The organism is Ramlibacter sp. PS3R-8, assembly GCF_037572435.1.
GTDB lineage: Bacteria > Pseudomonadota > Gammaproteobacteria > Burkholderiales > Burkholderiaceae_C > Ramlibacter.
On sequence record NZ_JBBHGT010000004.1, the window covers coordinates 262,466 to 286,391 of the forward strand.

At 67.4% G+C, this 23,926-nt stretch carries 26 protein-coding genes and 1 riboswitch; of the genes, 7 read left to right on the forward strand and 19 right to left on the reverse strand.

Annotated features, from left to right (window positions below; all coding sequences use genetic code 11):
* Positions 1–22 precede the first annotated feature (22 nt).
* Positions 23–1,129: an anhydro-N-acetylmuramic acid kinase gene (locus WG902_RS16190; protein ID WP_340061166.1), complete on the forward strand. Its 1,107-nt coding sequence runs from the start codon at positions 23–25 to the stop codon at positions 1,127–1,129.
* Here WG902_RS16190 and erpA read toward each other — a convergent pair.
* From erpA to rplM, 5 genes are all read right to left on the reverse strand, one after another.
* The gene (gene erpA, locus WG902_RS16195; protein WP_340061167.1) at positions 1,126–1,494 is read right to left on the reverse strand and encodes an iron-sulfur cluster insertion protein ErpA; all 369 of its coding nucleotides are present in this window, start codon (positions 1,492–1,494) and stop codon (positions 1,126–1,128) included. The two genes, WG902_RS16190 and erpA, sit on opposite strands and share 4 nt — an antisense overlap.
* A 61-nt stretch (positions 1,495–1,555) precedes the next feature.
* A complete protein-coding gene (locus WG902_RS16200; RefSeq protein ID WP_340061168.1) occupies positions 1,556–1,960 on the reverse strand; it encodes a bactofilin family protein in 405 nt (134 codons plus the stop codon).
* Positions 1,961–1,984: 24 nt separating this feature from the next.
* Positions 1,985–2,692 (reverse strand): DUF6776 family protein, encoded by a 708-nt coding sequence (locus WG902_RS16205; protein ID WP_340061169.1) that lies wholly within the window; start codon positions 2,690–2,692, stop codon positions 1,985–1,987.
* 135 nt (positions 2,693–2,827) lie between these two features.
* The gene (gene rpsI / locus WG902_RS16210) at positions 2,828–3,220 is read right to left on the reverse strand and encodes a 30S ribosomal protein S9 (RefSeq protein WP_340061170.1); all 393 of its coding nucleotides are present in this window, start codon (positions 3,218–3,220) and stop codon (positions 2,828–2,830) included.
* Positions 3,217–3,654, reverse strand: a complete 438-nt coding sequence (rplM, locus tag WG902_RS16215; RefSeq protein WP_340061171.1) for a 50S ribosomal protein L13 — start codon at positions 3,652–3,654, stop codon at positions 3,217–3,219. The genes rpsI and rplM overlap by 4 nt, the downstream gene beginning before the upstream one ends.
* 322 nt (positions 3,655–3,976) lie before the next feature.
* Between rplM and WG902_RS16220 the strand changes: the two genes are divergently transcribed.
* On the forward strand, positions 3,977–4,867 hold the full coding sequence (locus WG902_RS16220; protein ID WP_340061172.1) for a 23S rRNA (adenine(2030)-N(6))-methyltransferase RlmJ: 891 nt from the start codon (positions 3,977–3,979) through the stop codon (positions 4,865–4,867).
* Positions 4,868–4,911: 44 nt separating this feature from the next.
* Positions 4,912–5,505: an ATP-dependent Clp protease proteolytic subunit gene (locus tag WG902_RS16225; RefSeq protein WP_340061173.1), complete on the forward strand. Its 594-nt coding sequence runs from the start codon at positions 4,912–4,914 to the stop codon at positions 5,503–5,505.
* Between the two features lie 110 nt (positions 5,506–5,615).
* Here WG902_RS16225 and metF read toward each other — a convergent pair whose 3' ends face one another.
* The 3 genes from metF to ahcY all read right to left on the reverse strand — a co-directional run bounded on the left by metF (position 5,616) and on the right by ahcY (position 8,739).
* Complete coding sequence (gene metF / locus WG902_RS16230; RefSeq protein WP_340061174.1) at positions 5,616–6,443, reverse strand: methylenetetrahydrofolate reductase [NAD(P)H]; 828 nt, start codon at positions 6,441–6,443, stop codon at positions 5,616–5,618.
* On the reverse strand, positions 6,440–7,180 hold the full coding sequence (locus WG902_RS16235; RefSeq protein ID WP_340061175.1) for a TlyA family RNA methyltransferase: 741 nt from the start codon (positions 7,178–7,180) through the stop codon (positions 6,440–6,442). Before WG902_RS16235 ends, metF begins: the two co-directional genes overlap by 4 nt.
* Before the next feature lie 122 nt (positions 7,181–7,302).
* Entirely contained in the window at positions 7,303–8,739 is a 1,437-nt protein-coding gene (gene ahcY / locus WG902_RS16240; RefSeq protein ID WP_340061176.1) for an adenosylhomocysteinase, read from the reverse strand.
* Between the two features lie 59 nt (positions 8,740–8,798).
* Positions 8,799–8,870: riboswitch (S-adenosyl-L-homocysteine riboswitch) on the reverse strand.
* A gap of 65 nt (positions 8,871–8,935) precedes the next feature.
* Here ahcY and WG902_RS16245 point away from each other — a divergent pair.
* On the forward strand, positions 8,936–10,009 hold the full coding sequence (locus WG902_RS16245) for an ATP-dependent DNA ligase (RefSeq protein ID WP_340061177.1): 1,074 nt from the start codon (positions 8,936–8,938) through the stop codon (positions 10,007–10,009).
* Positions 10,010–10,051: 42 nt separating this feature from the next.
* Here the strand turns inward: WG902_RS16245 and WG902_RS16250 are convergent, their stop codons facing one another.
* Both WG902_RS16250 and WG902_RS16255 read right to left on the reverse strand, forming a co-directional pair.
* A complete protein-coding gene (locus WG902_RS16250) occupies positions 10,052–10,687 on the reverse strand; it encodes a hypothetical protein (protein WP_340061178.1) in 636 nt (211 codons plus the stop codon).
* 78 nt (positions 10,688–10,765) lie between these two features.
* Positions 10,766–11,338 carry a DNA-3-methyladenine glycosylase I gene (locus WG902_RS16255; RefSeq protein ID WP_340061179.1) on the reverse strand — a complete coding sequence of 191 codons (573 nt, stop codon included), beginning with the start codon at positions 11,336–11,338 and terminating at the stop codon, positions 10,766–10,768.
* A 112-nt stretch (positions 11,339–11,450) separates the two neighbouring features.
* On the opposite strand from WG902_RS16255, the gene WG902_RS16260 reads away from it, so the two are divergent.
* A complete protein-coding gene (locus WG902_RS16260; RefSeq protein ID WP_340061180.1) occupies positions 11,451–12,197 on the forward strand; it encodes a class I SAM-dependent methyltransferase in 747 nt (248 codons plus the stop codon).
* A 3-nt stretch (positions 12,198–12,200) separates the two neighbouring features.
* Here the strand turns inward: WG902_RS16260 and WG902_RS16265 are convergent, their stop codons facing one another.
* From WG902_RS16265 to ligD, 5 genes are read right to left on the reverse strand one after another with little or no spacing between them, the layout of a single operon-like run.
* Positions 12,201–13,310, reverse strand: coding sequence for an enolase C-terminal domain-like protein (locus WG902_RS16265; protein ID WP_340061181.1), 1,110 nt, complete (start codon positions 13,308–13,310; stop codon positions 12,201–12,203).
* Positions 13,307–14,278 (reverse strand): Bug family tripartite tricarboxylate transporter substrate binding protein, encoded by a 972-nt coding sequence (locus WG902_RS16270; protein WP_340061182.1) that lies wholly within the window; start codon positions 14,276–14,278, stop codon positions 13,307–13,309. Before WG902_RS16270 ends, WG902_RS16265 begins: the two co-directional genes overlap by 4 nt.
* Before the next feature lie 16 nt (positions 14,279–14,294).
* Positions 14,295–15,443 carry a mandelate racemase/muconate lactonizing enzyme family protein gene (locus tag WG902_RS16275; protein ID WP_340061183.1) on the reverse strand — a complete coding sequence of 383 codons (1,149 nt, stop codon included), beginning with the start codon at positions 15,441–15,443 and terminating at the stop codon, positions 14,295–14,297.
* A gap of 38 nt (positions 15,444–15,481) precedes the next feature.
* The gene (locus WG902_RS16280) at positions 15,482–16,501 is read right to left on the reverse strand and encodes an NAD(P)-dependent oxidoreductase (protein ID WP_340061184.1); all 1,020 of its coding nucleotides are present in this window, start codon (positions 16,499–16,501) and stop codon (positions 15,482–15,484) included.
* Between the two features lie 35 nt (positions 16,502–16,536).
* Positions 16,537–17,763 carry a non-homologous end-joining DNA ligase gene (gene ligD / locus WG902_RS16285; protein WP_340061185.1) on the reverse strand — a complete coding sequence of 409 codons (1,227 nt, stop codon included), beginning with the start codon at positions 17,761–17,763 and terminating at the stop codon, positions 16,537–16,539.
* 82 nt (positions 17,764–17,845) lie between these two features.
* On the opposite strand from ligD, the gene WG902_RS16290 reads away from it, so the two are divergent.
* Complete coding sequence (locus WG902_RS16290; protein WP_340061186.1) at positions 17,846–19,489, forward strand: peptide chain release factor 3; 1,644 nt, start codon at positions 17,846–17,848, stop codon at positions 19,487–19,489.
* 19 nt (positions 19,490–19,508) lie between these two features.
* Positions 19,509–20,300 carry an HAD-IIB family hydrolase gene (locus WG902_RS16295; protein WP_340061297.1) on the forward strand — a complete coding sequence of 264 codons (792 nt, stop codon included), beginning with the start codon at positions 19,509–19,511 and terminating at the stop codon, positions 20,298–20,300.
* Between the two features lie 138 nt (positions 20,301–20,438).
* Here WG902_RS16295 and WG902_RS16300 read toward each other — a convergent pair whose 3' ends face one another.
* From WG902_RS16300 to WG902_RS16315, 4 genes are all read right to left on the reverse strand, one after another.
* A complete protein-coding gene (locus tag WG902_RS16300) occupies positions 20,439–21,206 on the reverse strand; it encodes a gamma-glutamyl-gamma-aminobutyrate hydrolase family protein (protein WP_340061187.1) in 768 nt (255 codons plus the stop codon).
* Between the two features lie 10 nt (positions 21,207–21,216).
* A complete protein-coding gene (locus WG902_RS16305; RefSeq protein ID WP_340061188.1) occupies positions 21,217–22,173 on the reverse strand; it encodes a Bug family tripartite tricarboxylate transporter substrate binding protein in 957 nt (318 codons plus the stop codon).
* A gap of 112 nt (positions 22,174–22,285) precedes the next feature.
* Positions 22,286–22,822, reverse strand: coding sequence for a hypothetical protein (locus WG902_RS16310; RefSeq protein WP_340061189.1), 537 nt, complete (start codon positions 22,820–22,822; stop codon positions 22,286–22,288).
* A 32-nt stretch (positions 22,823–22,854) separates the two neighbouring features.
* A complete protein-coding gene (locus tag WG902_RS16315) occupies positions 22,855–23,901 on the reverse strand; it encodes a histone deacetylase family protein (RefSeq protein ID WP_340061190.1) in 1,047 nt (348 codons plus the stop codon).
* Positions 23,902–23,926 lie beyond the last annotated feature (25 nt).

Below are 23,926 nucleotides of genomic sequence, written 5' to 3' on the forward strand. Positions count from 1 at the left end.
TCGGGCGGGCTACCATAGCCCCATGCCCGATCTCTTCATCGGCCTGATGTCGGGAACGTCCATGGACGGTGTCGACGGCGTGCTGGCCGACTTCTCCTCGGGCGTCAGCGTCCTTCGGCACGCCAGCGCCCCCTTCCCCGATGACCTGCGCGCCGAGCTCATGGCGCTGAACACGTCCGGTCCCGACGAACTGCACCGTGGCTGGCTGGCCGGCAACGCGCTGATGCGCGTGTATGCCGACGTCACGCGGGCCTTGCTCGCCACCCCAGGCATCGACATCAGGCAGGTCCATGCGATCGGTGCCCACGGACAGACCGTGCGCCACCGCCCCCGGCAATATGACGGCACCGGCTACACGATCCAGCTGGCGCAGCCGGCGCTGCTGGCTGAATGGACCGGCCTGACGGTGGTGGCGGATTTCCGCAGCCGCGACGTCGCCGCCGGGGGCCAGGGCGCGCCGCTGGCGCCGGCCTTCCACCAGGCCGTGTTCTCCAGGCCGGGCGAAACGACCGGTGTGCTGAACATCGGCGGGATCTCCAACCTGACCGTGTTGCGGCCGGACGGCGAGGTGCAGGGTTTCGACTGCGGCCCCGGCAACGCACTCATGGACGCATGGACCGGGCAGCACACCGGCAAGCCGTACGACGACGACGGCCTGTGGGCGGCGGGCGGGACGGTGCTGCCCGACCTGCTGGCCGCGATGCTGTCCGAGCCGTACTTCGCCCTGAAGCCGCCCAAGAGCACCGGCCGCGACCTGTTCAACCAGCCCTGGTTCCTGGCGCACCTGTCGAAGTTCGCGGCGGCGCAGCCGCGCGACGTGCAGGCCACGCTGGCCGAGCTGACCGCCCGCGCCTGCGCCGGCGATGCGCACACGCATGCGCCGGGCCTGCGCCGTCTGATCGTCTGCGGCGGCGGCGCCCTCAACGGCCACCTGATGCGCCGGCTGCAGGCACTGTTGCTGGATACCCAGGTGCTCTCGAGCGCCGAGGCCGGCCTGCCGCCGCTGCAGGTGGAGGCGGCCGCCTTCGCCTGGCTGGCGCGCAAGTGCCTGCGCGGTGAAAAACTGGACCTGCAAAGCACAACGGGCGCCAGAGGCGCCCGTGTGTTGGGGGGAATCTACCCCGCTTAGGCCGAGAAGCTCGACCCGCACCCGCAGGTGGTGGTGGCGTTCGGGTTCTTGATGACAAACTGGGCGCCTTGCAGGTCTTCCTTGTAGTCGATCTCGGCGCCGACGAGGTACTGGTAGCTCATCGAGTCGATCAGCAGCGACACGCCATTCTTGGTCATGACCGTGTCGTCCTCGTTGGTCACTTCGTCGAAGGTGAATCCGTACTGGAAACCCGAGCAACCCCCGCCCTGCACGAACACGCGCAGCTTCAGGTCGGTATTGCCCTCCTCGGCGATGAGGTCGGCCACCTTGGCCGCGGCGCTGTCGGTGAACAGCAGCGGTTGGGGCATTTCACTGGAGGTGACGTTCTCGGCAACTGCGCTCATGGGCTTTCTTTCGTCAAATAGCTTCCTGATGGTACGCCCGACCGGCGGCCGGCGTCCATCCTCAGTTTTTTGTCGCCAGCTTGAGTAAGGGCTTTTCCTCTTCGGAGGCGCCCGTCGTCAAGGGACGGAGTTGACCGGAGATGGTGGCGCCCTGGTGCATCTCAAGGGACACGTAGGACACGTCGCCCTCGATCTTGGCCTTGGGCTGCAGCTCCAGCAGCTCGCGGGCGTGGACGGGGCCGCGCACGGTGCCGTTGATGATGACGTGGTCCGCGGCGATGCCGCCCTGCACCACGGCGGCTTCGGAGATCACCAGCAGGCTGCCGGCTTCCTCGGTGCTCGCATGGATGTCGCCGAAGACCTCGCCATCGACGCGCAGGCCTTCGTTGAATTTCATGTTGCCTTCGATGCGCGTGCCCTGCGCGATCAGGCTCTTGATGGGAGGCTGGGCTTTCTTACCGAACATCACGATTCTCCTCAACGGGTTCATCTACAAGGACACATTCTGGACGGCACGGCTCACCGTGCCTTCCACGATGCGGGCCGACACATTCTTCACCACCGCTTCGGGCGGCAGGTTGACCATGCCTTCCACGCGACGATACTGCTTGAACTGCAGCGCCTGGGCGCCGCCTGGCAGGGGCATGGTCCAGGGCTTGCCGTCCAGGGTGCCGGAAAAGCTCAATTCCAGCTGGCCACGGAACTCCGGCGTATTCTTGCCCGGCTGGATGACCAGCACCTGCCACCTGAGCTGGGCTCCCGACAAGACCTCGGCCTGCAGGCCGCGGATGGCCACGCCTTCCGTGCCGCTGGCAGGCATCAGTTTCTCGAAGAAGCCGAGGTCCTCGCGCAGCGCCCGGTTCTCCGCGTCCAGCACCCGCAGCTGCGACGCCATGCGCTCCTGCGCGGCGCGCTCCAGGGTGATGGCGCTGCCGGACGTGTTCAGGATCGACTGGATGCGATCACGCTCCTGTCGCAGCTTGACCACGTCCTCCCGCAGGCGGGAGAGTTCCTCGCGGTCCCCGTTGTCCACGCCGGCAATCTCCTTGCCCAGTTCGAAAGCCCACAGGCTGATGGCGCCGCAGAAGCCCAGCACGATGGCGGCGGAGGCCCAGCGCAGGGGCCAGGGCATGGCGCTGCGCACCTTCATCCGGGGGGCGCTGATGGTCAGCCGGCGCCTGAGCAGCTTGAAACGCATGGATGAGGACTCTGCCCAAAGACCGCTAGGTCAGCAAGTGAGAGTTTGTGCCGCTTCGTGTCGGATACAACCTCATTTGCGCCGCCCCCAGCAAAAAGCCCGGCAGTGCCGGGCTTTTTGGTGGAGCGTGACGCCTTAGCGCTTGGAGAATTGCTTGCGGCGGCGAGCGGAGTGCAGGCCGACCTTCTTGCGTTCCACTTCGCGCGCGTCGCGGGTCACGAAGCCCGCTTGCGACAACTGCGGCTTGAGGGCCGCGTCGTAGTCGATCAGCGCGCGCGTGATGCCGTGGCGCACGGCGCCGGCCTGGCCGGATTCGCCGCCACCGTGCACGTTGCACATGATGTCGAACGCTTCCACGTTGCCGGTCAGCACCAGCGGCTGCTTGACGATCATGATCGAGGTCTCGCGGCCGAAGAACTCCTGGATGTCCTTGTCGTTGACCGTGATCTTGCCGGAGCCCTTCTTCAGGAAGACACGGGCCACGCTGCTCTTGCGGCGGCCGGTGCCGTTGTTCCATTCACCGATCATCGCGTGATCTCCAGAGGTTTCGGTTGCTGGGCGGTATGCGGGTGCTCGGCGCCACCGTAAACCTTCAGCTTCTTGATCATTGCGTAACCCAGCGGGCCCTTGGGCAGCATGCCCTTGACGGCCTTCTCGAGCGCGCGGCCGGGGTGCTTGGCCTGCATTTCCTTGAAGGTCTGCTGGCGGATGCCACCCGGGTAGCCGGTGTGGCGGTAGTAGATCTTGTCGGTCTCTTTCGCGCCGGTGACCCGGAGCTGGGAGGCGTTGATGACGACGATGAAGTCGCCGGTGTCGACGTGAGGCGTGTAAATGGCCTTGTGCTTGCCGCGCAGTCGGAGGGCAGCTTCGCTGGCTACCCGTCCGAGCACCTTGTCGGTGGCGTCAATCACAAACCACTCGTGCTTCACGTCAGCGGGCTTGGCGCTGACAGTGGTGGACATGAGTCTCTTTCGAGGTTGCGGTTTTGCGGGCCCTTTTCCACGGTCGGTTTCCCTCTGGCGGGGATCTCTTAGGTGGGGTGTACAACTCCGTCGCGGGGCCACTAGGCGCTACGGAACCCGGCATTATAGACCGAAGGGGGAAAACCGGGTACCGGACGCAGAAGTCGCAGAAGCTGCGCACGCAGAAGACGCAGAAAACATCCAAAAAACCATTCTTTGGATGTCCTTTTGCGTCTTCTGCGTAACCTCTGCGTCTTCTGCGTCCGGTTGTTGGGTTTGGCCTTGGCCTGTCCGGCCCCCCGGCCGAAGTACCATCGCAAGCATGTTCAGCTACCGCCACGGCTTCCATGCCGGCAACCACGCCGACGTCCTGAAGCACATGGTGCTGATTGCCGTCCTCAAGCACCTGACGGCCAAGCCGACGCCCATCTCCGTGGTCGACACCCACGCCGGGGCCGGGCTGTACCGGCTGGACAGCGATTTTGCCGGCACCTCCGGCGAGGCCCAGGACGGCATCGTCAAGCTGCTGGCCAGCCCGCTGGCCGCCGCCCCGCCGCCCCTGCTGGCCGACTACCTCGAACTCATCGCTACCTTCAACCCCAAGGGCAAGCCGAAGATCTACCCCGGCTCGCCCTTCGTCACGCAGGCCCTGCTGCGCCAGGACGTCAAGGACAAGCTCTGGCTGTTCGAACTGCACCCCACGGACAGCAAGTCGCTCGCCACGCACGTCGAGCAGCTCCATGCCGGCCGCCAGGTGAACCTCAAGCGCGAGGACGGCTTCGACGGGCTGCGCGCGCACGTGCCGCCGGTGCAGCGCCGCGGCCTCGTGCTGATCGATCCCAGCTATGAAATCAAGACGGACTATCAGCGCGTCGCCACCGCCATCCAGGAGTCGCTGAAGAAATTTCCGACCGGCACCTACATGGTCTGGTACCCGGTCATCCCGCGACCCGAGGCGCACGAGCTGCCGCGCCGGCTGAAGACGCTGGCCACCCAGGCCGGCAAGTCCTGGCTGCACGCCGTGCTGAACATCGGGCAGAAGCCGGAGACCCCGGGTGAGCCTCCGGCCAACAAGGGGCTGACGGCCAGCGGCGTCTTCCTCGTCAATCCGCCGCATACGCTCAAGCCTGCCCTGCAGCAGGTGCTGCCTGCGCTGGTGGAAGTGCTGGGCCGCGGCCGCGGCCAGTCCCAGGTTATCGAGGCCGGCGGATAACGCGGCCACGCGCTTGCGGCATGATGCGCAGGCAAGGAGACAGCATGGAGCACCCCGATCCCGACACCCCGGCCGCCACGGCCGAACCCCGCAACGCCTTCCTCGAGGAAAAAGCGTTCAAGTCCCGCACCGTCCTGCTGTTCGGAGCCGTTTCCGACCAGTCGGCCAGCGACATCGCGCGGCGCCTGATCGCGCTGGACGCCGACTCGTCGGCCCCCATCGACATGCTGGTGAGCTCGCCCGGCGGCCACCTGGAGTCCGGCGACGCCATCCACGACATCATCCGCTTCATCGCCGCACCCGTGAACATGATCGGCACCGGCTGGGTGGGCAGCGCCGCGACGCACCTGTACCTGTCCGTGCCGAAGGCGCGGCGCTTCTGCACGCCGAACACGCGCTTCCTGATCCACCAGCCCTCCGGTGGCGCCGGCGGGCCCGCGAGCGACATCGCCATCCACGCGCAGGAGATCATCAAGGCGCGCGAGCGCATCGCCCGCACGATCTCGCGCGAGACCGGCCGGTCGCTCGAAGGCGTGCTGGAAGACATCGAGCGCGACCGCTGGCTGTCGGCCGAGGAAGCGATCGAGTACGGCCTGGTGGGCCGCATCATCGCCAACAAGTCCGAGCTGAAGAAGTAGGGGGCGGTGGTGCGCGTGCTACCGGGGTTCGGCTGCGCGCTCACCACCGGCCTACGAAGCCACGTCAGTCCCGTAGGCCGGGGTGACGCCAGGAACCCCGGTGATCCACCTCAGCGCGCCAGTCGCTGCGCGACCGCAAGCGTCGGCCCCGCCTGGTTCATCGTGTAGAAGTGCAGGCCCGGCGCGCCGCCGCGCTGCAGTTGCTCGCACAGCGCGCTCACCACGTCGAGGCCGAAGGCCTTGATCGACGCGCTGTCGTCGCCGAAGCTTTGGAGCCGCAGGCGGATCCAGCGCGGCACCTCGGCGCCGCAGCTGTCCGAAAAGCGCAGCAACTGGCTCGAATTGGTGATCGGCATGATGCCGGGCACCACCGGCACGTCGACCCCGAGCTTGCGCACCTCGTCGACGAAGCGGAAGTAGGCATCCGCGTTGTAGAAGTACTGCGTGATGCCGGCGTCCGCCCCGGCCTTCACCTTGGTCACGAAGGCGTCCAGGTCGGCGCGCGGCGACTTCGCCTGGGGATGCACTTCGGGATAGCAGGCCACCTCGATGCGGAAGTCGCTGCCGCACTCCTCGCGGATGTAGGCCACGAGGTCGCTGGCGTACTGGAACTCGCCGCCGCTGCCGTAGCCGCTGGGCAGGTCGCCGCGCAGGGCCACCAGGCGCTTCACGCCCATGGCCCGCAGCTGCGCGAGCTGGTCGCACACCTTGGCCCGCGTCGCGCCGATGCACGAGAAGTGGCTGGCCGCATCCACGCCCTCGGCCAGGATCTCGCTGACGGTGTTGAAGGTGCCGGTGTGCGTGGAGCCGCCCGCGCCATAGGTGACGGAGCAGAACTCCGGCTTGAGTGCGTACAGCTGTTGCCGCGCGGCGCGCAGCTTGTCGCTGCCTTCGGGCGTCTTGGGCGGAAAGAATTCGAGGCTGATGGGAAGCATCAATCGCTCCTCAGTGCGTGAAGGAAGAATTCGCGGTTGCCGTCGCCACCCGCGATGGGACTGTCGTACCAGCCGGCGACCCGCAGTCCGAGCGCAGCGCAGGCATCGCGCAGCCGCTGCTCGACGATCGGATACAGCGACGCGTCGCGGACCACACCGCCCTTGCCGATCTGCCCCGGTTGCAGTTCGAACTGCGGCTTGGCAAGCATGAGCAGATGACCGCCCGGCTTCAACAATGGCGCGAGCGGGGGCAACACCAGGGTCAACGAAATGAACGAAAGATCACCCGTCACCAGGTCGAAGTTGCCTCCGACGTAGTGCGGCTTCAGCTCCCGGGCATTGAGTTTCTCGATGGCGCTGACCCTCGGGTCGGCGCGCAGCTTCGGGTGCAGCTGGCCGTGGCCGACGTCCACGCCGATCACGTGTTTGGCGCCCTGCTGCAGCAGGCAGTCGGTGAATCCGCCGGTGGACTGGCCGACGTCGAGGCAATTCCAGCCGGTCACGTCGAGGCCGGCGCTCACCAGCGCGCCTTCGAGCTTCAGCCCGCCACGCGAGACGTAGCGCGATTCCGCCGTGTCCAGCAACTCGACCTGCGCGGTGGCGGGAAGCTCGTCACCATTCTTGGCCACGCGCTTCCAGGCCGCGCCGTCGAACCACCGCACGCCGGAGGCAATCAGCCGCTGCGCCTGCGAACGCGTGGCCGCGAGGCCGCGATCGACGAGGAATTGGTCGGCACGCATCGTGAATTCGTCATTCCCGCGAAGGCGGGAACCCAGGGCTTCCGCATTTCTGCTTCTGGCTCCCCGCCTCCGCGGGGATGACGCTGCGCGTCACCTGGGCCCCCGCCTCCGCGGGGGTGACCTCAGTACCGGTACGTATCCGCCTTGTACGGCCCGGTCTTCTTCACGCCGATGTAGTCCGCCTGCGCCTGCGTCAGCTCGGTGAGCTGCGCGCCCAGCTTCGACAGCTGCAGCCGCGCGACCTTCTCGTCCAGCAGCTTCGGCAGCACATAGACCTGGCCGACTTCATACTCGCTCGGCTTGGTGAACAGCTCGATCTGCGCCAGCGTCTGGTTGGCGAACGACGAGGACATCACGTAGCTGGGGTGGCCGGTGCCGCAACCCAGGTTCACCAGGCGTCCCTTGGCCAGCAGGATGATGCGCTTGCCGTCCGGGAAGATCACGTGGTCGACCTGCGGCTTGATCTCGTCCCACTTGCACTTCTTCTCGAGCGACGCGACATCGATCTCGTTGTCGAAGTGGCCGATGTTGCAGACGATCGCCTGGTCCTTCATCTTCGCCATGTGGTCGAAGGTGATCACGTCCTTGTTGCCGGTCGTGGTGACGAAGATGTCGGCCTTGTCCGCCGCATATTCCATCGTGACGATGCGGTAGCCTTCCATGGCGGCCTGCAGCGCGTTGATGGGGTCGATCTCGGTGACCCACACCTGCGCCGACAGCGCGCGCAGTGCCTGCGCCGAGCCCTTGCCGACGTCGCCGTAGCCGGCCACGACCGCGACCTTGCCCGCGATCATCACATCGGTGGCGCGCTTGATGCCGTCCACCAGCGACTCGCGGCAGCCGTACAGGTTGTCGAACTTGCTCTTGGTGACCGAGTCGTTGACGTTGATGGCACGGAACTTCAACAGGCCCTTGTTGGCCATGTCGATCAGGCGGTGCACGCCGGTCGTGGTCTCTTCCGTCACGCCGATGATCTGGGCGGCCTTGCGGCTGTACCAGGTCGGGTCTTCCTTCAGCTTGGCGCGGATGGCGGCGTGCAGGATGCGCTCTTCCTCGGTGGAGTGGGTGTCGATGAGCGACAGGTCCTTCTCGCAGCGCTGGCCCAGGTGCATCAGCAGCGTGGCGTCGCCGCCGTCGTCCAGGATCATGTTCGGGCCTTCGCCTTCGCTGCCCTTCGGCCCGAAGTCGAAGATGCGGTGCGTGTAGTCCCAGTAGTCTTCCAGCGACTCGCCCTTGATGGCGAACACCGGCGTGCCGCCCGCGGCGATGGCCGCGGCGGCGTGGTCCTGGGTGGAGAAGATGTTGCACGAGGCCCAGCGAACCGTCGCGCCCAGTGCCTGCAGCGTCTCGATCAGCACCGCGGTCTGGATGGTCATGTGAAGCGAGCCGGTGATGCGCGCGCCCTTGAGCGGCTGGCTTTTCGCGAATTCGTCGCGGATGGCCATCAGGCCGGGCATCTCGGTTTCGGCGATGCGGATTTCCTTGCGGCCCCAGGCGGCAAGGGAAATGTCGGTGATCGCGCAGTCGGCGGGCGCGGTGGTCTTGAGAACGGCGTTCATGTGGGCTCCGGAGCTATGGATGGGGAACCCACCCTTCCGGAGGGCTCACCGCACGGAAGAGTGGGTGAGCGTCGTTGCATGATTAGCCGAGCCTCGCGTCCTGGGCGGACGCTGCAACGCTCCTCGGTTGCCCGCATTTTATCGGAATCCGGCGTCCGGCTCCAAACAACAGTGTTCGATCCTGTACAAAGGCCACATGGCTACCACCGGATTCCCCACTCCCCCCATCGAGCCGATGCTCGCCAAGATCGCCGAGGCGCTCCCCACCGAGGCCGGCTTCCTGTTCGAGCCCAAGTGGGACGGCTTCCGCGCGCTGGTGTTCCGCGGCGCGGAGCAGACCTACCTGCAGAGCCGCGACCTCCGGCCGCTGAACCGCTACTTCCCCGAACTGGAGAAGGCGCTGCACGACACGCTGCCGAAAGGCTGCGTGCTCGACGGCGAGATCGTGGTGGCCGGGCCGCGCGGCCTGGACTTCGACGCGCTCCAGCAGCGCATCCACCCGGCGCCGTCGCGCATCGCCAAATTGTCCAAGGAGACGCCGGCGGCCTTTGTCGCCTTCGACCTGCTGGCCGCGGGCGGCAAATCCACGATGGAACTGCCGCAAGCGGAGCGCCGCGTGCGGCTCGAGCGCCTGCTCGGCAAGCCCAAGCCGCCCCTGCACCTGACGCCGGTGACGCGCGACCGCGCGGAGGCCGAAAAGTGGTTGGAGGAATTCGAAGGTGCGGGACTGGACGGCGTGATCGCCAAGCTGGAAAGCGCGCCTTATCAACCAGGCAAGCGGACGATGCTGAAGATCAAGCACGTGCGCAGCGCGGAGTGCGTGGTTGCCGGCTTCCGCTGGTACAAGGACCGCAACGACGCGGTCGGCTCCCTGCTGCTCGGTCTTTACGACGAGGCGGGCGTGCTGCACCACGTGGGCGTGACCTCCGCGTTCAAGATGGAGATGCGTGAAGAGCTCGCCAGGGAACTCGAGCCCTTGCGCAGCGATGTCGAAGACCATCCGTGGCGCGAGTGGGCCGGGGCTCAGGTGGGGGATGCGCAGCGGATGCCCGGCGCGCAGAGCCGATGGAGCGGCGGCAAGGACCTGAGCTGGGTGCCTTTGCGGCCGGAGCGCGTGGTGGAAGTGAAGTACGACCACCTGCAGGGCGACCGCTTCCGCCACGCCACGGTGTTCCTGCGCTGGCGGCCGGACAAGCCGGCCACGGACTGCCGCTATGACCAGCTGGAGGTGACGACGCCGTTCGCGCTGGCGAAGGTGTTCGGGGCGTAGTCGGGGTCGCGCACCGGGGAAGCGGGGACCCGTCGCCCTGCCTCACTGCTTCAGTACGTTGTACGACTTCAGCATCGTTTCTCGCCGCCCGGGTCCCTGCGGATATTGGGCAGAGCGTTCCTGGATTCGCTTCACGAACAGTTGAACATCAGGGCTGTACCAGTCCGTGTTGATGGTGCCCGTGCTGTCGGTCCACCGGAAACGGTAGGCCTTGAAGGTACCGGCCGGCACCGTGACGTCTTCATACGCTTCCACCATCTGCCGGCCTTCGACCGGTACGCTTCGGCCTTCCGCCGGAAACTTCACCTGGAAGTTTCGGGTCCAGCTTTTGCCGACTTCCACCGGGTACTCCCAGGCGAGCGGCGGATCCCAGACGACGGCGATCTGCCCGTCCGCGCCCATCAATCCGACCCACTGACCGCCTGCGGGATGGATCAGCAGCGTTCCCTCCGTGGACTGGATTCCTAGGAACTGGCGGCCATCCCAGTTTTTTTCAACCAGCATGCTCTGGACCTCTCCTTCGCCGCTGCCGAAACTGCCGCTGTTCTGCACGCTGTTCACCCAGACCGATCCCGGTCGCAGCGGCGGGTGGGGATCGAGGCGCTGGGCCGGGGCATTGGAGGCCACCCATGCCAGCAGCAGGGCGGCGCCGGCCTTCCGTGCAAAGGTCTTGTCCATGGTGAACCCTCTTCGTTCGTGGGAGACGAAGAATGGTTCAGCCGCGTCGGAAATCAAATACCCATGGTGGAGACCCGCCTAAGGTCCCTGCGACTTGTTGCGGCGGAAGCAGGCCACCGAGTGGTCGTTCACGATCCCCACCGCCTGCATCCACGCATGGACGATCACCGGCCCCACGAACTTGAAGCCGCGGCGCTTGAGTTCCTTCGAGATCCTCCCGGACAAGGGCGTGCTCGCCGGTACCGAGCGGCCGTCGCCCCGCAGCACCTTCCCGTCGGTGAACGACCAGCAGAAAGCCGCGAAGTCTTCGCCGCGGGCCTGCATGTCGCAGTAGATCCTGGCCGCGGCAATGGTCGCCTCGATCTTGGCGCGCGAGCGGATGATGCCGGCGTCCGCGACCAGCTCCTCCACCTGTTTCTCGCCGAAGCGCGCCACCTTCACCGGATCGAACCCGGCGAACGCCTTGCGGAAGGCCTCGCGCTTGTGCAGGATCGTCCGCCACGACAGCCCCGCCTGGAATCCCTCCAGCACCAGCATTTCCCACAGCATGCGGGGGTCGCGCTGGGGCACGCCCCATTCCTCGTCGTGGTACCTGGCCATCAGGGCGTCGTCACCCTCGGCCCAGGTGCAGCGATGAACAGGCAGGCTCATTGGAATTCCCTCCGCGCTACGCGCTGCGGGATTCTCCTTGGGGCGGCCCGGCGGCTCATGCTTCGATCGTACCGAACGGTAGACTCTGCTGCCATCCGCAACGGCGCCCCCCATGCAGAACCAGGATCAATGGCAAGCAAGCAAGTACGTCTGGCGTGACGGCCACCTGGCGCCGTCCCTGGACGAGAGGGAACTCGGGCGGGGGTCCCGCCTGATCGCGGGGCGCGTCGCGGCCCATTACGAGCGGGCGCTGGCCACTTACGCCGGCGGCCGGCTCCTGGACCTCGGCTGCGGGAAGGTGCCCCTCTACTCGGCCTACCGCGACCGGGTCTCGGAAGCTGTCTGTGTCGACTGGGCGCAGACGCTGCACCGCAACCCGCACCTCGACCTCGAGTGCGACTTGTCGCAGCCCTTGCCGCTGTCGACGGCTTCGTTCGACACCGTGCTTCTGTCCGACGTGCTGGAACACATTCCGGAGCCCGCCGTGCTCTGGAACGAAATGGCGCGCGTGCTGCGCCCCGGTGGCCACCTGCTGATGAACGTGCCGTTCCTGTATTGGCTCCACGAGGAGCCGCACGACTACTACCGCTACACGGAGCACGCGCTGCGGCGCGGCGCCGCCGGGGCAGGCCTCGAAGTGCTGGCGCTCGACCGCATCGGAGGGGCTCCGGAGGTACTGCTGGACATCACCGGCAAGCTGATCGCACGTTGGCGGCCCGGGATGCGCAGGCTGGCATGGGCCGTGCACGGTCTGGGCTGCCGCTGGCTCGAAACCGCATCGGGCCGGCGTGCCTCGAAGAACACCGCGGGACCGTTCCCGCTGGGCTATTTCCTCGTTGCCCGCCGCGCCGCGCAGTAGGCATCACGCCAGCACGGCGACCTTCTTGCGCTCCACCAGCGCGAAGTCGATCTCCGCTCCCAGTCCGGCGCCCGTCGGCGCGTGCACCATGCCGCCCGCATCGATCTCGATGTCGCGCGCCAGTCCGTACTTCTGCGACTCCGCCGGCAACAGCACTTCGAAGAACTCGGTGTTCCGGATCGCCATGATCACGTGCAGGTTGGCCACGTTGTTCAGCGAGTTGCCGCCGTGGTGCACTTCGAAGTTCAGGTGGAAGGCCTCCGCGAGATGCGCCACCTTCATCAGGCCCGTGATGCCGCCCTTGACCGCGACGTCCCCGCGCAGATAGTCGGTCGCGCGCTCCTTCACCCAGGGCGTGAACGCGTCGAGTCCACCTGCGGGGTACTCCGTGGCCATGATGGGGATGTGCAGGTGCTTGCGCAGTTCGAGGTAGTTGTAGATGTCGTTGTCGGCGAGCGGATCCTCGTACCAGTAGTAGCCCAGGTCCTGCGCGGCCTGGCCGACGCGCAGCGCAGACGGATAGTCGTAGCTCCAGGCAGCGTCCAGCATCAGCAGGTAGTCGTCGCCGACGGCCTTGCGCACCGCCTCGCAGACGCGGATGTCCTCGCGCCACGCCTGCGGCGGATGGATCTTGTAGGCGACGAGGTTCTGCGCCTTGTAGTGCAGCGCCTCCTCGGCATACGCAGCCGGGCTCGCCAGCACTGCCGAACTCATGTACGCCGGGACCTGGTCCCGGTAGGTTCCCAGCAGGTTGTGGATCGGCAGGCCGGCGACCTGGCCGGCGATGTCCCACAACGCGACGTCGACGGCGCCGATGCTGCGCACGGTGGTGGTCCGCACCCGCTTCCACATCGCCTGGTACAGCCGCTCGCGCTGCAGCGGGTCCTGCCCCAGCAACAGCGGCTTCAGCACCCGGATCAGGCTGCCGCCATCCGAGTCCGCCGGGAAGAAGGCCGAGCCCAGGAAGGCATGGCCGGTGACGCCCTCGTCCGTCACGATCTTCAGCAGCCCCAGCTTGCTGGCGCCGGAGAACTTGCCGGTGTGCGCGCCGTAGCTGGTCGCCGGGATGTCGTCCCAGGCGAACAGCGTGAGCGTGACGTCGGTGATCTTCATTCGATGCGGATGTTGGCGTCGCGAATCAACTGCGTCCACTTGGTGACCTCGCTGCGCACCAGCGTGCTGAACTGCTCCGGCGTGCTGGCCACCACTTCGACGCCCTGGTCGTTGAAGCGCTTGATCACGTCCGGCTCCTTCAGCAGCGTGACCATGTCGCGATTGAGCTTGTCCACCACGGGCCTGGGCGTGCCGGCCGGCACCTGCATGCCGAACCACACGTTCACTTCATAGCCGGGCACGCCGGATTCCGCCACCGTCGGCGCGTCCGGCAGCAGCGCGGAGCGCTTCAGGCCGCTGACGCCGATCACCTTCATCTTGCCGGCCTTGATGTGCTGGACCACGTTGGGCACGTTGTCGAACAGCGCGTCGATCTCGCCGGCCAGCAACGCCGTCACGGCCGGGGCGCTGCCCTTGTAAGGGATGTGCGCCAGCTTCGTGCCGGTCATCTTCATGAACAGTTCCATCGACAGGTGGTTGGAGGAACCGGAGCCGGTGGAGCCGAAGTTCATCTTGCCGGGGTTCTTCTTCGCGTAGTCGATGAACTCCGCGACACTGGACACCGGCAGGTCGTTGCGCACCACCAGCGCGTTCATCGTGCTGCCGGCCCACACCAGCGGCTGGAAGTCCTTCAGCGCGTCGTACGGCAGCTTGTCGCCGTACAGCCCGGGCAGCGCCGAGAACGGCAGCGGCGTGATCAGGATGGTGTAGCCGTCGGCCGGCCCCTTGGCGACGGACACGTTGCCCAGCGTCGTGTTGCCGCCCGGCTTGTTCTCCACCACCACGGACTGGTTCCACATCTTCGCCAGCTTCTCGGACGAGACCCGCGCCAACGTGTCGTTGAAGCCGCCGGGCGGATAAGGCACCACGAACTTCACGCCGCGGTCCGGAAAGGCCTGCGCCGAGGCCCCTCCCGCCACGATGCCGAGGAACGCCGCCGCCAGCAGGCGGATCATCAGGTTGCGCATGTCTTCTCCTTGTTGTTCAGAACTTCACCACGTAGCCGGGTCCGTCGATGGACGGGTATTTCTCGAAGAGGGACTCGTCCACCTCGACGCCCAGTCCCGGGCCGGCCGGCGGCTCGACGCAGCCGTCGCGGCCGATCTCGAAGATGCCGCCGAACATGTCGCGGAAGGGATTGAACTTCGACACGCAGGCTTCGAAGTAGCCGGCGTTCTCGGTCGCCGCCATGAAGTGCAGCGTGGCCGCGTGGTTCAGGCCGGTGGCGGAGCTGTGCGGGTTGATCGGGATCCGCCACGCCGAGGCGATGGCGGCGATGCGCACGCCTTCGGTGATGCCGCCGCACTTGGACAGGTCCGGCTGCCACACCTGCACCGCGCCCGCCTCCAGCAGCTGGGCGAATTCGAAGCGCGTGTAGTGGTTCTCGCCGGCGGCGATGGGCACCAGCGGCGTGATCTTGGCCGCCTCGCGATAGGACGCGAAGTCGTTGCAGGCGAAGGGCTCTTCCAGCCAGCCGGCGCGGATGTCCGCCAGCACCGGGAGCACGCGGCGCGCGTCGGCCATCGTGTACGCGGTGTTGGCGTCGCTGAGGATGTCCACGCCATCGCCGAGCGCCTTGCGCACGTGCAGCAGCCGCTCGATGTCCACCGCGGCGCTGTCGCCCAGGCGCAGCTTCAGCGCCTTGTAGCCGCGCTCGACGTAGCCCTGCGCCTCGTCGGCCAGCGATTCCTTGGGCTGGTAACCCAGGGCAATGCCGCCCGCGTACGCCGGCAGGCGCCGCCGGGTGCCGCCCAGCAACTCACACAGCGGCATGCCGGCCGCCTTGCCGCGGATGTCCCACAGCGCCATGTCGATGCCCGACAGCGCCAGGGCCGCACCGGCGCCCAGCCCATGGCTGGACAGCTGCATGCGGTGCACGCGCTGCCAGGCGCCCACCACGTCGGTCGCCTGCATTCCCATCAGCATGGGCGCGATGGTGCTGTGGATCAGGCTGGTGATCGCGCCCGGGCTGCGGCCGGGATGGGCCTCGCCGTAGCCGGTGATGCCCTCGTCGGTCTGCACCCGCACGATGATGGCGTCGCGCTTGGTGGTGCTGCCCACGCCCATCGTGACGGTCTTTCCCTCGGGCAGGCGGAAGGAAAGGGGGATCGCCTGGATGGCGGTGATCTTCATGGAACGTCCTTGCAGCCTGGTGCAGGCCGCCGGGCAGTCTACCCATGGCCCGGTTCCGGCGCACCGGTAGGAACCATGAGCGCGGGCCGAAGCAGGTCCTGGCTGAACACTTCCGCATTCACCACGTTGGGCGGCCGCTCACCGCGCAGCAGCGCGAACAGCGTGGCGATGGCCGCCTCGCTCATGGCCCGCATGCTGGTGTCGCTGATCCCTGCCACGTGCGGAGTCAGCAGCACGTTCGGTGCATCGAACACGGCTTCCGTTCCCGCCAGCGGCTGCCGGTCGTGCACGTCCAGCGCCGCACCGCCGAGCCGGCCTTCCCGCAGGGCACGCAGGACGGCCTCGGTGTCGATCACCGGTCCGCGCGAAACGTTGACCAGCAAGGCGCCCGGCTTCATCGAGGCGACGGTCGCCGCATCGACCAGTCCCCGCGTCTGCTCCGTCAGCGGGCAGCACAGCACGACCACGTCCGAACGCGAGAAGAGCCCTTGCTTGTCCACGGCCTGCACGCCGGCCGGCAGGCTCGCCGGCCTGCGCGTCAGGCCGAGCACGTTCATTCCCAGTGCAGTGCAGACCGTGGCCAGCCTGGCACCGATGGCGCCCACGCCGACGATGCCGCAGGTGCCGCCGGCAAGCTCGCGGCCGCCGTCGGCGAGCGGACGTGCCGCTGCCCAGCCATCGCTGCGCAGCGTGGCGTCCAGGGTGGCCACGCCGCGGCGCAGGTGCAGCATCGCTGCCAGGCAGTACTCCACCACCGTTTGCGTGTTGGAACCGGGAAGGTTGGCCACGGGAATGCCGCGCGCCGTCGCCGCCTCCACCGGGATCATGTCCAGCCCCACGCCATGTCGCACGACGGCGCGCAAGCGCGGCGTATGGTCGAACAAGTCCGGAGGCAACTGCGCGCGCACGACGATGGCGTCGACGTCGGCAGCCAGCCGCCGGATCGTCGCGAAGCCCGGGTCGGGCGCGAGCAGCAATTCGCACCGGGAGGCCAGGCTGGACTGCAGCTCGAAATGGATCGGATTGGTCAGCAGGACCCGGGGCTTGATGGTGGTCACGGGCTCCATCGTGCCACGCCCCACCGTCTGTGCTGCTATCCGGGCTTGTCCGACTTCGGCCGCAGCCGCGCCGGCACGCGTTCCAGGTTGATCCGCACCCGATACCAGAGCGACGAGCTGCCGCGCATGCGGTCCACCAGCACGTCGGCGGGTTCGAGGTGTGCCGCCGCCTTCGGATGCTTCGCTTTCCACTCCTCCGCGGCGGCCACGGCCTCGGCTTCGCGCTCGCTGCGCGCCACTTCGATCAACGGCTTCTTCACGCGGGCCGTCGAAGGCGGCGCCCGGCGCGGCTCGCCCGCCGCCTTGGCATAGTGCGGCGGCCAGGGCGCATCGCCCAGGCCTTCCGCCTCGTGCCGGCGTGACAGCTCCAGCAGCGGCTCCAGCGAACACTGCCACTGCTCGATCTCCGCATGCGGGTCGCCGATGCGGCGGAAGCGCTCGGGCATGGTGTGCAGGGTGAAGTCGGCCGGGTTGCAGTCGACCAGCTCCTTCCACGTCACCGGCGCCGAGACGCGCGCATCGGGCTTGGGCCGCACGGAGTAGGCGGACGTGACGGTGCGGTCCTTCGCGTTCTGGTTGTAGTCGACGAACACGCCGCGCCGCTCCTCCTTCCACCATTTGCTGGTGGCCAGGGACGGCGCCCGCTTCTCCACTTCGCGGGCGAGCGCCAGCGCGGCGCGGCGCACTTCATCGAACGTCCACTTCGGCTGGATGCGCACCAGCACGTGGATGCCGCGCGATCCGGACGTTTTCGGCCAGCCCTTGAGCCCGAGTTCGGCCAGCACCTGGTGCACGACGTCGGCCACTTCGCGGATCTGCGGCCATTCGACGCCGGGCACCGGGTCGAGGTCGACGCGAAGCTCATCGGGATGGTCGAGGTCCTCCGCCCGTACCGGGTGCGGGTGCAGTTCCAGGCACGCCAGGTTGGCCATCCAGGCGAGGTCTGCCGGATGGCGGGGGACGACTTCCTCCGCGGTCCGTCCCGACGGGAAGCGGATTTCGGACACCTCCACCCAGTCGGGGCGCTTGGTGGGCGCGCGCTTCTGGAAGAAGAAGTCCTCGGCGATCCCGTTGGGATAGCGCACCAGCACGCAAGGCCGCCCGCCGGCGCCGCGCAGCGCGCCCTCGGCCACCGCCACGTAATAGTTCACCAGGTCGAGCTTGGTCACCCCCGCCGCGGGAATGAGCAGCTTGGTGGGACTGGTGATCACGACCTCGCGGCCGCCAATCTCCAGCGTCTTCTCGTCCTTTGCCTGGGCCATCGGACCAAAATACACCGCCACGGCACAATACGGGGTCAGACACGGCCGTTTCCAGCGCGGCCGTTCCCTTTGGAGTCCCCCCTTGTCCGCCTCGCCTTTCGGCGCCGAAGTCCGCCGCCGCCGCACCTTCGCCATCATTTCCCACCCCGACGCGGGCAAGACCACGCTGACGGAAAAGCTGTTGCTGTTCTCCGGCGCGATCCAGATCGCGGGCGCGGTGAAGGGCCGCAAGGCATCGCGCCATGCCACGTCCGACTGGATGGAGATCGAAAAGCAGCGCGGCATTTCCGTGGCCTCGTCCGTGATGCAGATGCTGTACCGCGACCACGTGATCAACCTGCTCGACACGCCCGGCCACAAGGATTTCTCGGAAGACACCTACCGGGTGCTGACCGCCGTGGACGCCGCACTGATGGTCATCGATGCGGCCAACGGCGTGGAAGCACAGACGCGGCGGCTGATCGAGGTCTGCCGCCAGCGCGACACGCCCATCATCACCTTCGTCAACAAGATGGACCGCGAGGTGCGCGAGCCGCTGGACATCCTGGACGAGGTGGAACGCGAACTGGGCATGCCCTGCGTGCCGATGACTTGGCCTGTCGGCAAGGGCAAGAGTTTCGGCGGCATCATGAACCTGCGCAAGCAGGCCATGACGGTGTTCGAGTCCGGCAGCGAGAAGCGTCCGCAGGACCTGGACACGGTCCCGCTCACCGACGACGCGGAATTGCGCAGGCGCTTCGACGGCGAGTACGACGCCGCAGCCGAAAGCATGGAGCTGGCCGCGGGCGCATCGCCCACCTGGAACCACGCCGCCTTCCTGGCCGCCAAGCAGACGCCGGTGTTCTTCGGCTCCGCGGTCAACAACTTCGGCGTGATGGAAGTGCTGGACGCGCTGGTCGACCTGGCGCCGGCGCCGCAGGCCCGCAAGAGCACGGTGGTGGTGAACCGGCAGCCGGTGGAACGCATCGTCGAGCCCGACGACACCGCCTTCTCCGGCGTGGTGTTCAAGGTGCAGGCCAACATGGACCCGTCCCACCGCGACCGCATCGCATTCGTCCGCATGGCGTCAGGCAAGTACACGCCGGGCATGAAGCTGAAGGTGCAGCGCACCGCCAAGGAGCTGCGCCCCACCTCCGTCGTCACCTTCCTGTCGCAGCGCCGCGAGGCCGTCGACGAGGCGTTCGCCGGCGACATCATCGGCTTCACCACGCACGGGGGCGTGCAGCTCGGCGACACCATCACCGACGGCTCGATCAACCTGCAGTACACCGGCCTGCCTTTCTTCGCGCCCGAATTGTTCATGGTCGTCGTGCTGAAGAACCCGCTGCGCACCAAGCAACTGCAGCAAGGCCTGTCCCAGCTCGGCGAAGAAGGCGCGATCCAGGTGTTCCGTCCCGAGATCGGCGGCCCCATGCTGCTGGGCGCCATCGGCCAGCTGCAGTTCGAGGTGGTGCAGCACCGCCTGAAGACGGAGTACGACTGCGACGTTCGGCTGGAAGGCTGCCCCTACACCGGTGCGCGCTGGATCACCGCCGACACGCCGGCGGAGCTGAAGGCCTTCACCGACGCGTACCCGCAGCGGCTGGCACTGGACGCGGCCAATGCACTCGCTTTCCTCTGCACTTCGCCGTACGACGTGCGGCTGGCGCAGGAGCGCTTTCCGAAGATCCATTTCCACCTGCTGCGCGAGCACGCCGGCCTGGCGCTGCAGCAGGCGGGCAGCTGACGTGAAGAAGGCGGCGGCGATGCTGCCCCTGGACAAGTGGCCGGCCACCGAGCGTGGCCGCATCACGGGCGTGCTCACCGACATCGATGACACGCTGACCACCGAAGGCGCGGTGACGGCGGATGTGCTGGAGGCGCTGGTCGCGCTGCGCGCCGCCGGCCTGCACGTCGTCCCGATCACCGGGCGGCCGGTGGGATGGAGCGAGCCTTTCGCGGCGGCCTGGCCGGTCGATGCGATCGTGGCGGAGAACGGAGCGGTGGCGCTGGCACGCGATCCGGACGGCGGGCCGCTGCGCAAGCTGTACGTGCAGGACGAGGCCACGCGCCGCACCAACCATGCGCGCATGCAGCAGGTGGCCCAGCGCATCGTGCGCGAGGTGCCGCGCGCGACGGTGTCCCGCGACAGCGGCGGCCGCGAAACGGACATCGCCATCGACCACAGCGAATTCGTCCACCTGCCGCAGGCCTGCATCGACGAGGTCGTGGCGCTGATGCGCGCCGAAGGCATGAATGCCACCGTCAGCTCGATCCACGTGAATGGCTGGTATGGCGAGCACAACAAGCTGTCCGGCGCCCGCTGGATCCTGCGCACGCTGCTGGGACGCGAACTGGACGCCGAGATCGATCGCTGGGTGTATGTCGGCGATTCGACCAATGACGTGCTGATGTTCCAGCACTTCCCGCACAGCGTGGGAGTCGCCAACATCCGCCGGTTCGAGCATCAGCTGGCGTTCAAGCCCAGGTACGTGACGCCCAGCGAACGCGGAGCGGGGTTTGCGGAAGTGGCGCGGGCGATCCTGTCGGCGCGCTAGGAAATTCGGGAGCGGACAGCCGACGCAGAAGGCGCAGAAGTTACGCAGAAGCCGCAAAAGGACATCCAAAACCTTTTTTTGGTTTTTTCTCCGTCTTCTGCGTAACTTCTGCGCCTTCTGCGTCCGGTTGTTCGGTTTTCAAACCGGCCGCTCGGCACGGTGCCCGCGACAGGCTGAAGCAAAAGCTCCCAGCATGCGATCGTTGAACGCGTGCTCCCGATGGCGCCACTCGGGGTGCCACTGCACGCCGTACGCGAAGGCCGAGGCGCCCGACACGCGCACGCCCTCGACAAGGCCGTCCGGCGCATGCGCCTCCGGCACCAAGCCTTCGCCCAAGCGATTCAGGCCTTGCCCGTGCAGCGAGTTGACCATCGCCCGCGTGCCGGCCGCCCACTGCGCGAACGCGCTGCCCGGCTCGAGCAGAACTTCGTGCCGGTCCGCGAACTGCACCGCGAGGTCCTCGCTCTCCGGTTCCCGGTGATCCATCATCCCGGGCTGGTCGTGCAGCGTCTGGTGCAGCGTGCCGCCGAGCGCGACGTTGATCTCCTGCAGCCCGCGGCAGACGCCCAACAGCGGCACGCCCCCGACCAGCGCGGCCCGCACGAGATGCATCGTCAGCTTGTCGCGGCGCGGGTCGAGGAGGTCGGTGGGCAACGCGGTGGCGCCGAAGTGCGTCGCCTCCACGTTGGACGGCGAGCCCGTCAGCAGCACGCCGTCGACCATCGGCAGCAGGCAGGCGATGTCCGCGGCCTCCGCCATGGGAAACAGCACGGGCTGCAGGCCCAGGTCCGTCACCGCGGCCGCATAGCGATCGGCGAGCACGGTGTAGCCACCGGGATCGCCGAGGTCCAGATTGCGGTGGCAGGCGGGCAGCCAGACCAGCGGCTTGCGGGATGCGTCGGGCATGACGCGCAGCTTACTTGGCCAGCCCGAGCTTTTCGACCAGCGCCTTCTCGGTGCGGAAGGTGTCCTGCGCAAAGCGCGTGTACTGCGCGGGGTCCATGTACATCGGCACCATGTCGTACCGGTTCAGCGCCTGCACGTACGAGGGGTCTTCCATCGCCTTCTTGAAGGCGTCGTGCAGTTTCTTCACCACGTCGGGCGGCGTGTCGCGCGGCACGCCGATGCCGAAGGGTGAGTTCTGCACGATGTCCAGGCCCAGCTCCTTGAGCGTCGGCGCCTCGGGGAACTGCTCCAGCCGCTTCTCGCCCCAGGTGTTCAGCACGCGCAGCTTGCCCGCCTTGACCAGCGGCGCGAAGCCGGTCGAATCGGCCGCCGCCATGATGTGGCCGCCGGTGATGGCCTGCGCCAGTTCGGCGCTGCCCTTGTAGGGGATGTGGTTCAGCTGGACGCCGAGCTTCTGCGCGATCAGCTCGGTGGTGAGGTGCGGGCTGGTCAGCGTGCCGGTCGACCCGTAGCTCAGCTTGCCCGGGTTCGCCTTGGCATAGGCGACGAAGTCGTTCCAGTTCTTGATCGGGCTGTCCGTCGGCACCACGATGCCGAAGGCATAGCCGGTGACGTTGAGGACGTAGTTGATGTCCTTGACCGGGTCCCAGTTGATCTTGGTGGTGTACGGCAGGCGGAACACGCCGAGCGGAATCTGCGCGAGCGTGTAGCCGTCGGCGGCACTGGACTGCAGCAGTTGCGCGGGCAACGAGCCGCCGGCGCCGGGCTTGTTCTCGACGATGACGGGCTGGCCCAGGATCTTGCCCGCGTTGTCGGCCAGCTGCCGCATGGTGATGTCGGTCGGCCCGCCCGCGGGGAAGGCGATGACGAGCTTGATCGGCTTGGCCGGAAAGGCCTGGGCTTGGGCACCCATGCTCGCGGCGGCCAGGGTGGCGGCGGCGAGCTGGATGAGATGGCGACGGCGCATCGGGACTCCTGATGGTGAAACGCGTTGGACGAAACGCGTATTGGAGCGCGTGCCGCGCGCGCCCGCCATCCGGTCGGACCCGCCGTCAGTAACGCAGGCGACAGGCGCTTGCTCAGCAGCCGTTCGGCAGGTTGTCCGACCGGTACGGAATGAAACCCGTGACGGTGATCGTCTCTGCCGGGTTGCCGCGGGAGGAAAGCGTCGCGTTCTGGAATCGGATGCGGCTCAGGTCCTTGTTCACCACCACGGCGGCGCTGTCGTCGAGCCGGTAGGCCAGGCCATTGATCGCGAGGAACGAGGTCACGACCTCGGTCGAGTTCACCCGGTAGCGGATCTCGCCGTCGAGGAACGCATTGCGGCCATCGAGCTGCAGGCCGGCGAAGCGGAAGCGGCAGGTCGCCGGGATCGTGCCCGCCGGCGCGAAGCGATAGGTGCCCGTGAGCTGCACGTCGTTGGTGGTGTAGGTGCCGGAGAACCGCGTGTCCTGCGGCGACACGACGTCGACCGTGCCGACACGGCCGCTGGAATACGAATTTTCGTTGCCGAAATCGTCTTCGATGAAGATGGCGACTTCGCCGCCGCCGCACGCGGCAAGCAGCGTGGCCGCTGCGAGCGGCACCAGGAAACTGCGGACCATCGGATAAAGCATGATGAACTCCGGTAGGGGGAGCTCGATGGTAATCAGCCCGCGCGCTGCTTGAAAGCCTCCAGCACGTTGACAGTGTTCACCCCTACTTCGGCGACCGCGTAGCCCCCTTCGAACACGAACATAGTGGGCAGTCTTGTTGCGCCGAGGTCATCGCCCACCTGCAGGTAGTCGCTGCTTTGCAATGTAAAGCCGGCGATGGGATCACCCGCGAACGTGTCCACGCCCAGCGAGACCACCAATGCGTCGGCACCGAAACGCGCGATCGCCTGCAACGCAATGGCCATCGCTTCGCGCCAGCGCGCGACGCCGGTGCCCCGCGGGAGCGGCAGGTTGAGATTGCAGCCTTCGCCCGCGCCCGCGCCGCGTTCGTCGGCGTACCCCAGGTAGTACGGGTACTCCGTGTGCGGGTCGCCGTGCACGCTGGCGAAGAACACGTCGCCGCGTTCGTAAAAGATCGCCTGCGTCCCGTTGCCGTGGTGGTAGTCGATGTCGAGGACGGCGACGCGCGCAACGCCGCCGTCGCGCAGCCGCTGTGCGGCGACGGCAGCGTTGTTGACGAAGCAGTAGCCGCCGAAGAAGTCATGGCCCGCGTGATGACCCGGCGGGCGCGTCAGCACGAACGCGGAGCGGCCGCCCTGCAGCAGATGGTCCGCCGCGCCGACCGCGCATGCCGCCCCTTGTCGTGCGGCAGGCCAGGTGCCGCTGGTGATCGGCGAGCCGGCGTCGTACGAAAACAGACCCATGCGGGCGGGAAAGCTGGCCGGCAGCACGTCGCTGCGGAAGGTGCGGATCGGCCAGTACGACGGCAGCGCATCCAGTTCCGCGTTGGCGGGATCGAGTGCGACCCATTCGTTCCAGGCCGTGGAGAGGAAGTCGATGTAGCGCCTGGCGTGGACGCGTTCGATCGGGGCAAGGTCGACCTCCGGCGCGGACGCGACCTCACCCAAGCCACGCGCGCGCAGTTCCTGCAGCACGAAGTCGGCCCGCGAAGGCACCTCCACGCACGGCACCAGCTTGCCGCGGAACATCTCGTGCCGGCCGTGGTGCAGGGGGTGCTGGTCGTTGAAGAACGTTTTCATGGGGTAGGCTGGTGGTGAGCCGCGC

Excerpts from the sequence above, each read along its gene's own strand:
- WG902_RS16190 (WP_340061166.1), top strand. The coding sequence starts at position 23 with ATGCCCGATCTCTTCATCGGCCTGATGTCGGGAACGTCCATGGACGGT.
- erpA (WP_340061167.1), bottom strand. The coding sequence starts at position 1,494 with ATGAGCGCAGTTGCCGAGAACGTCACCTCCAGTGAAATGCCCCAACCG.
- WG902_RS16200 (WP_340061168.1), bottom strand. The coding sequence starts at position 1,960 with ATGTTCGGTAAGAAAGCCCAGCCTCCCATCAAGAGCCTGATCGCGCAG.
- WG902_RS16205 (WP_340061169.1), bottom strand. The coding sequence starts at position 2,692 with ATGCGTTTCAAGCTGCTCAGGCGCCGGCTGACCATCAGCGCCCCCCGG.
- rpsI (WP_340061170.1), bottom strand. The coding sequence starts at position 3,220 with ATGATCGGTGAATGGAACAACGGCACCGGCCGCCGCAAGAGCAGCGTG.
- rplM (WP_340061171.1), bottom strand. The coding sequence starts at position 3,654 with ATGTCCACCACTGTCAGCGCCAAGCCCGCTGACGTGAAGCACGAGTGG.
- WG902_RS16220 (WP_340061172.1), top strand. The coding sequence starts at position 3,977 with ATGTTCAGCTACCGCCACGGCTTCCATGCCGGCAACCACGCCGACGTC.
- WG902_RS16225 (WP_340061173.1), top strand. The coding sequence starts at position 4,912 with ATGGAGCACCCCGATCCCGACACCCCGGCCGCCACGGCCGAACCCCGC.
- WG902_RS16235 (WP_340061175.1), bottom strand. The coding sequence starts at position 7,180 with ATGCGTGCCGACCAATTCCTCGTCGATCGCGGCCTCGCGGCCACGCGT.
- ahcY (WP_340061176.1), bottom strand. The coding sequence starts at position 8,739 with ATGAACGCCGTTCTCAAGACCACCGCGCCCGCCGACTGCGCGATCACC.
- WG902_RS16245 (WP_340061177.1), top strand. The coding sequence starts at position 8,936 with ATGGCTACCACCGGATTCCCCACTCCCCCCATCGAGCCGATGCTCGCC.
- WG902_RS16250 (WP_340061178.1), bottom strand. The coding sequence starts at position 10,687 with ATGGACAAGACCTTTGCACGGAAGGCCGGCGCCGCCCTGCTGCTGGCA.
- WG902_RS16255 (WP_340061179.1), bottom strand. The coding sequence starts at position 11,338 with ATGAGCCTGCCTGTTCATCGCTGCACCTGGGCCGAGGGTGACGACGCC.
- WG902_RS16260 (WP_340061180.1), top strand. The coding sequence starts at position 11,451 with ATGCAGAACCAGGATCAATGGCAAGCAAGCAAGTACGTCTGGCGTGAC.
- WG902_RS16265 (WP_340061181.1), bottom strand. The coding sequence starts at position 13,310 with ATGAAGATCACCGACGTCACGCTCACGCTGTTCGCCTGGGACGACATC.
- WG902_RS16270 (WP_340061182.1), bottom strand. The coding sequence starts at position 14,278 with ATGCGCAACCTGATGATCCGCCTGCTGGCGGCGGCGTTCCTCGGCATC.
- WG902_RS16275 (WP_340061183.1), bottom strand. The coding sequence starts at position 15,443 with ATGAAGATCACCGCCATCCAGGCGATCCCCCTTTCCTTCCGCCTGCCC.
- ligD (WP_340061185.1), bottom strand. The coding sequence starts at position 17,763 with ATGGCCCAGGCAAAGGACGAGAAGACGCTGGAGATTGGCGGCCGCGAG.
- WG902_RS16295 (WP_340061297.1), top strand. The coding sequence starts at position 19,509 with ATGCTGCCCCTGGACAAGTGGCCGGCCACCGAGCGTGGCCGCATCACG.
- WG902_RS16300 (WP_340061187.1), bottom strand. The coding sequence starts at position 21,206 with ATGCCCGACGCATCCCGCAAGCCGCTGGTCTGGCTGCCCGCCTGCCAC.
- WG902_RS16305 (WP_340061188.1), bottom strand. The coding sequence starts at position 22,173 with ATGCGCCGTCGCCATCTCATCCAGCTCGCCGCCGCCACCCTGGCCGCC.
- WG902_RS16310 (WP_340061189.1), bottom strand. The coding sequence starts at position 22,822 with ATGCTTTATCCGATGGTCCGCAGTTTCCTGGTGCCGCTCGCAGCGGCC.
- WG902_RS16315 (WP_340061190.1), bottom strand. The coding sequence starts at position 23,901 with ATGAAAACGTTCTTCAACGACCAGCACCCCCTGCACCACGGCCGGCAC.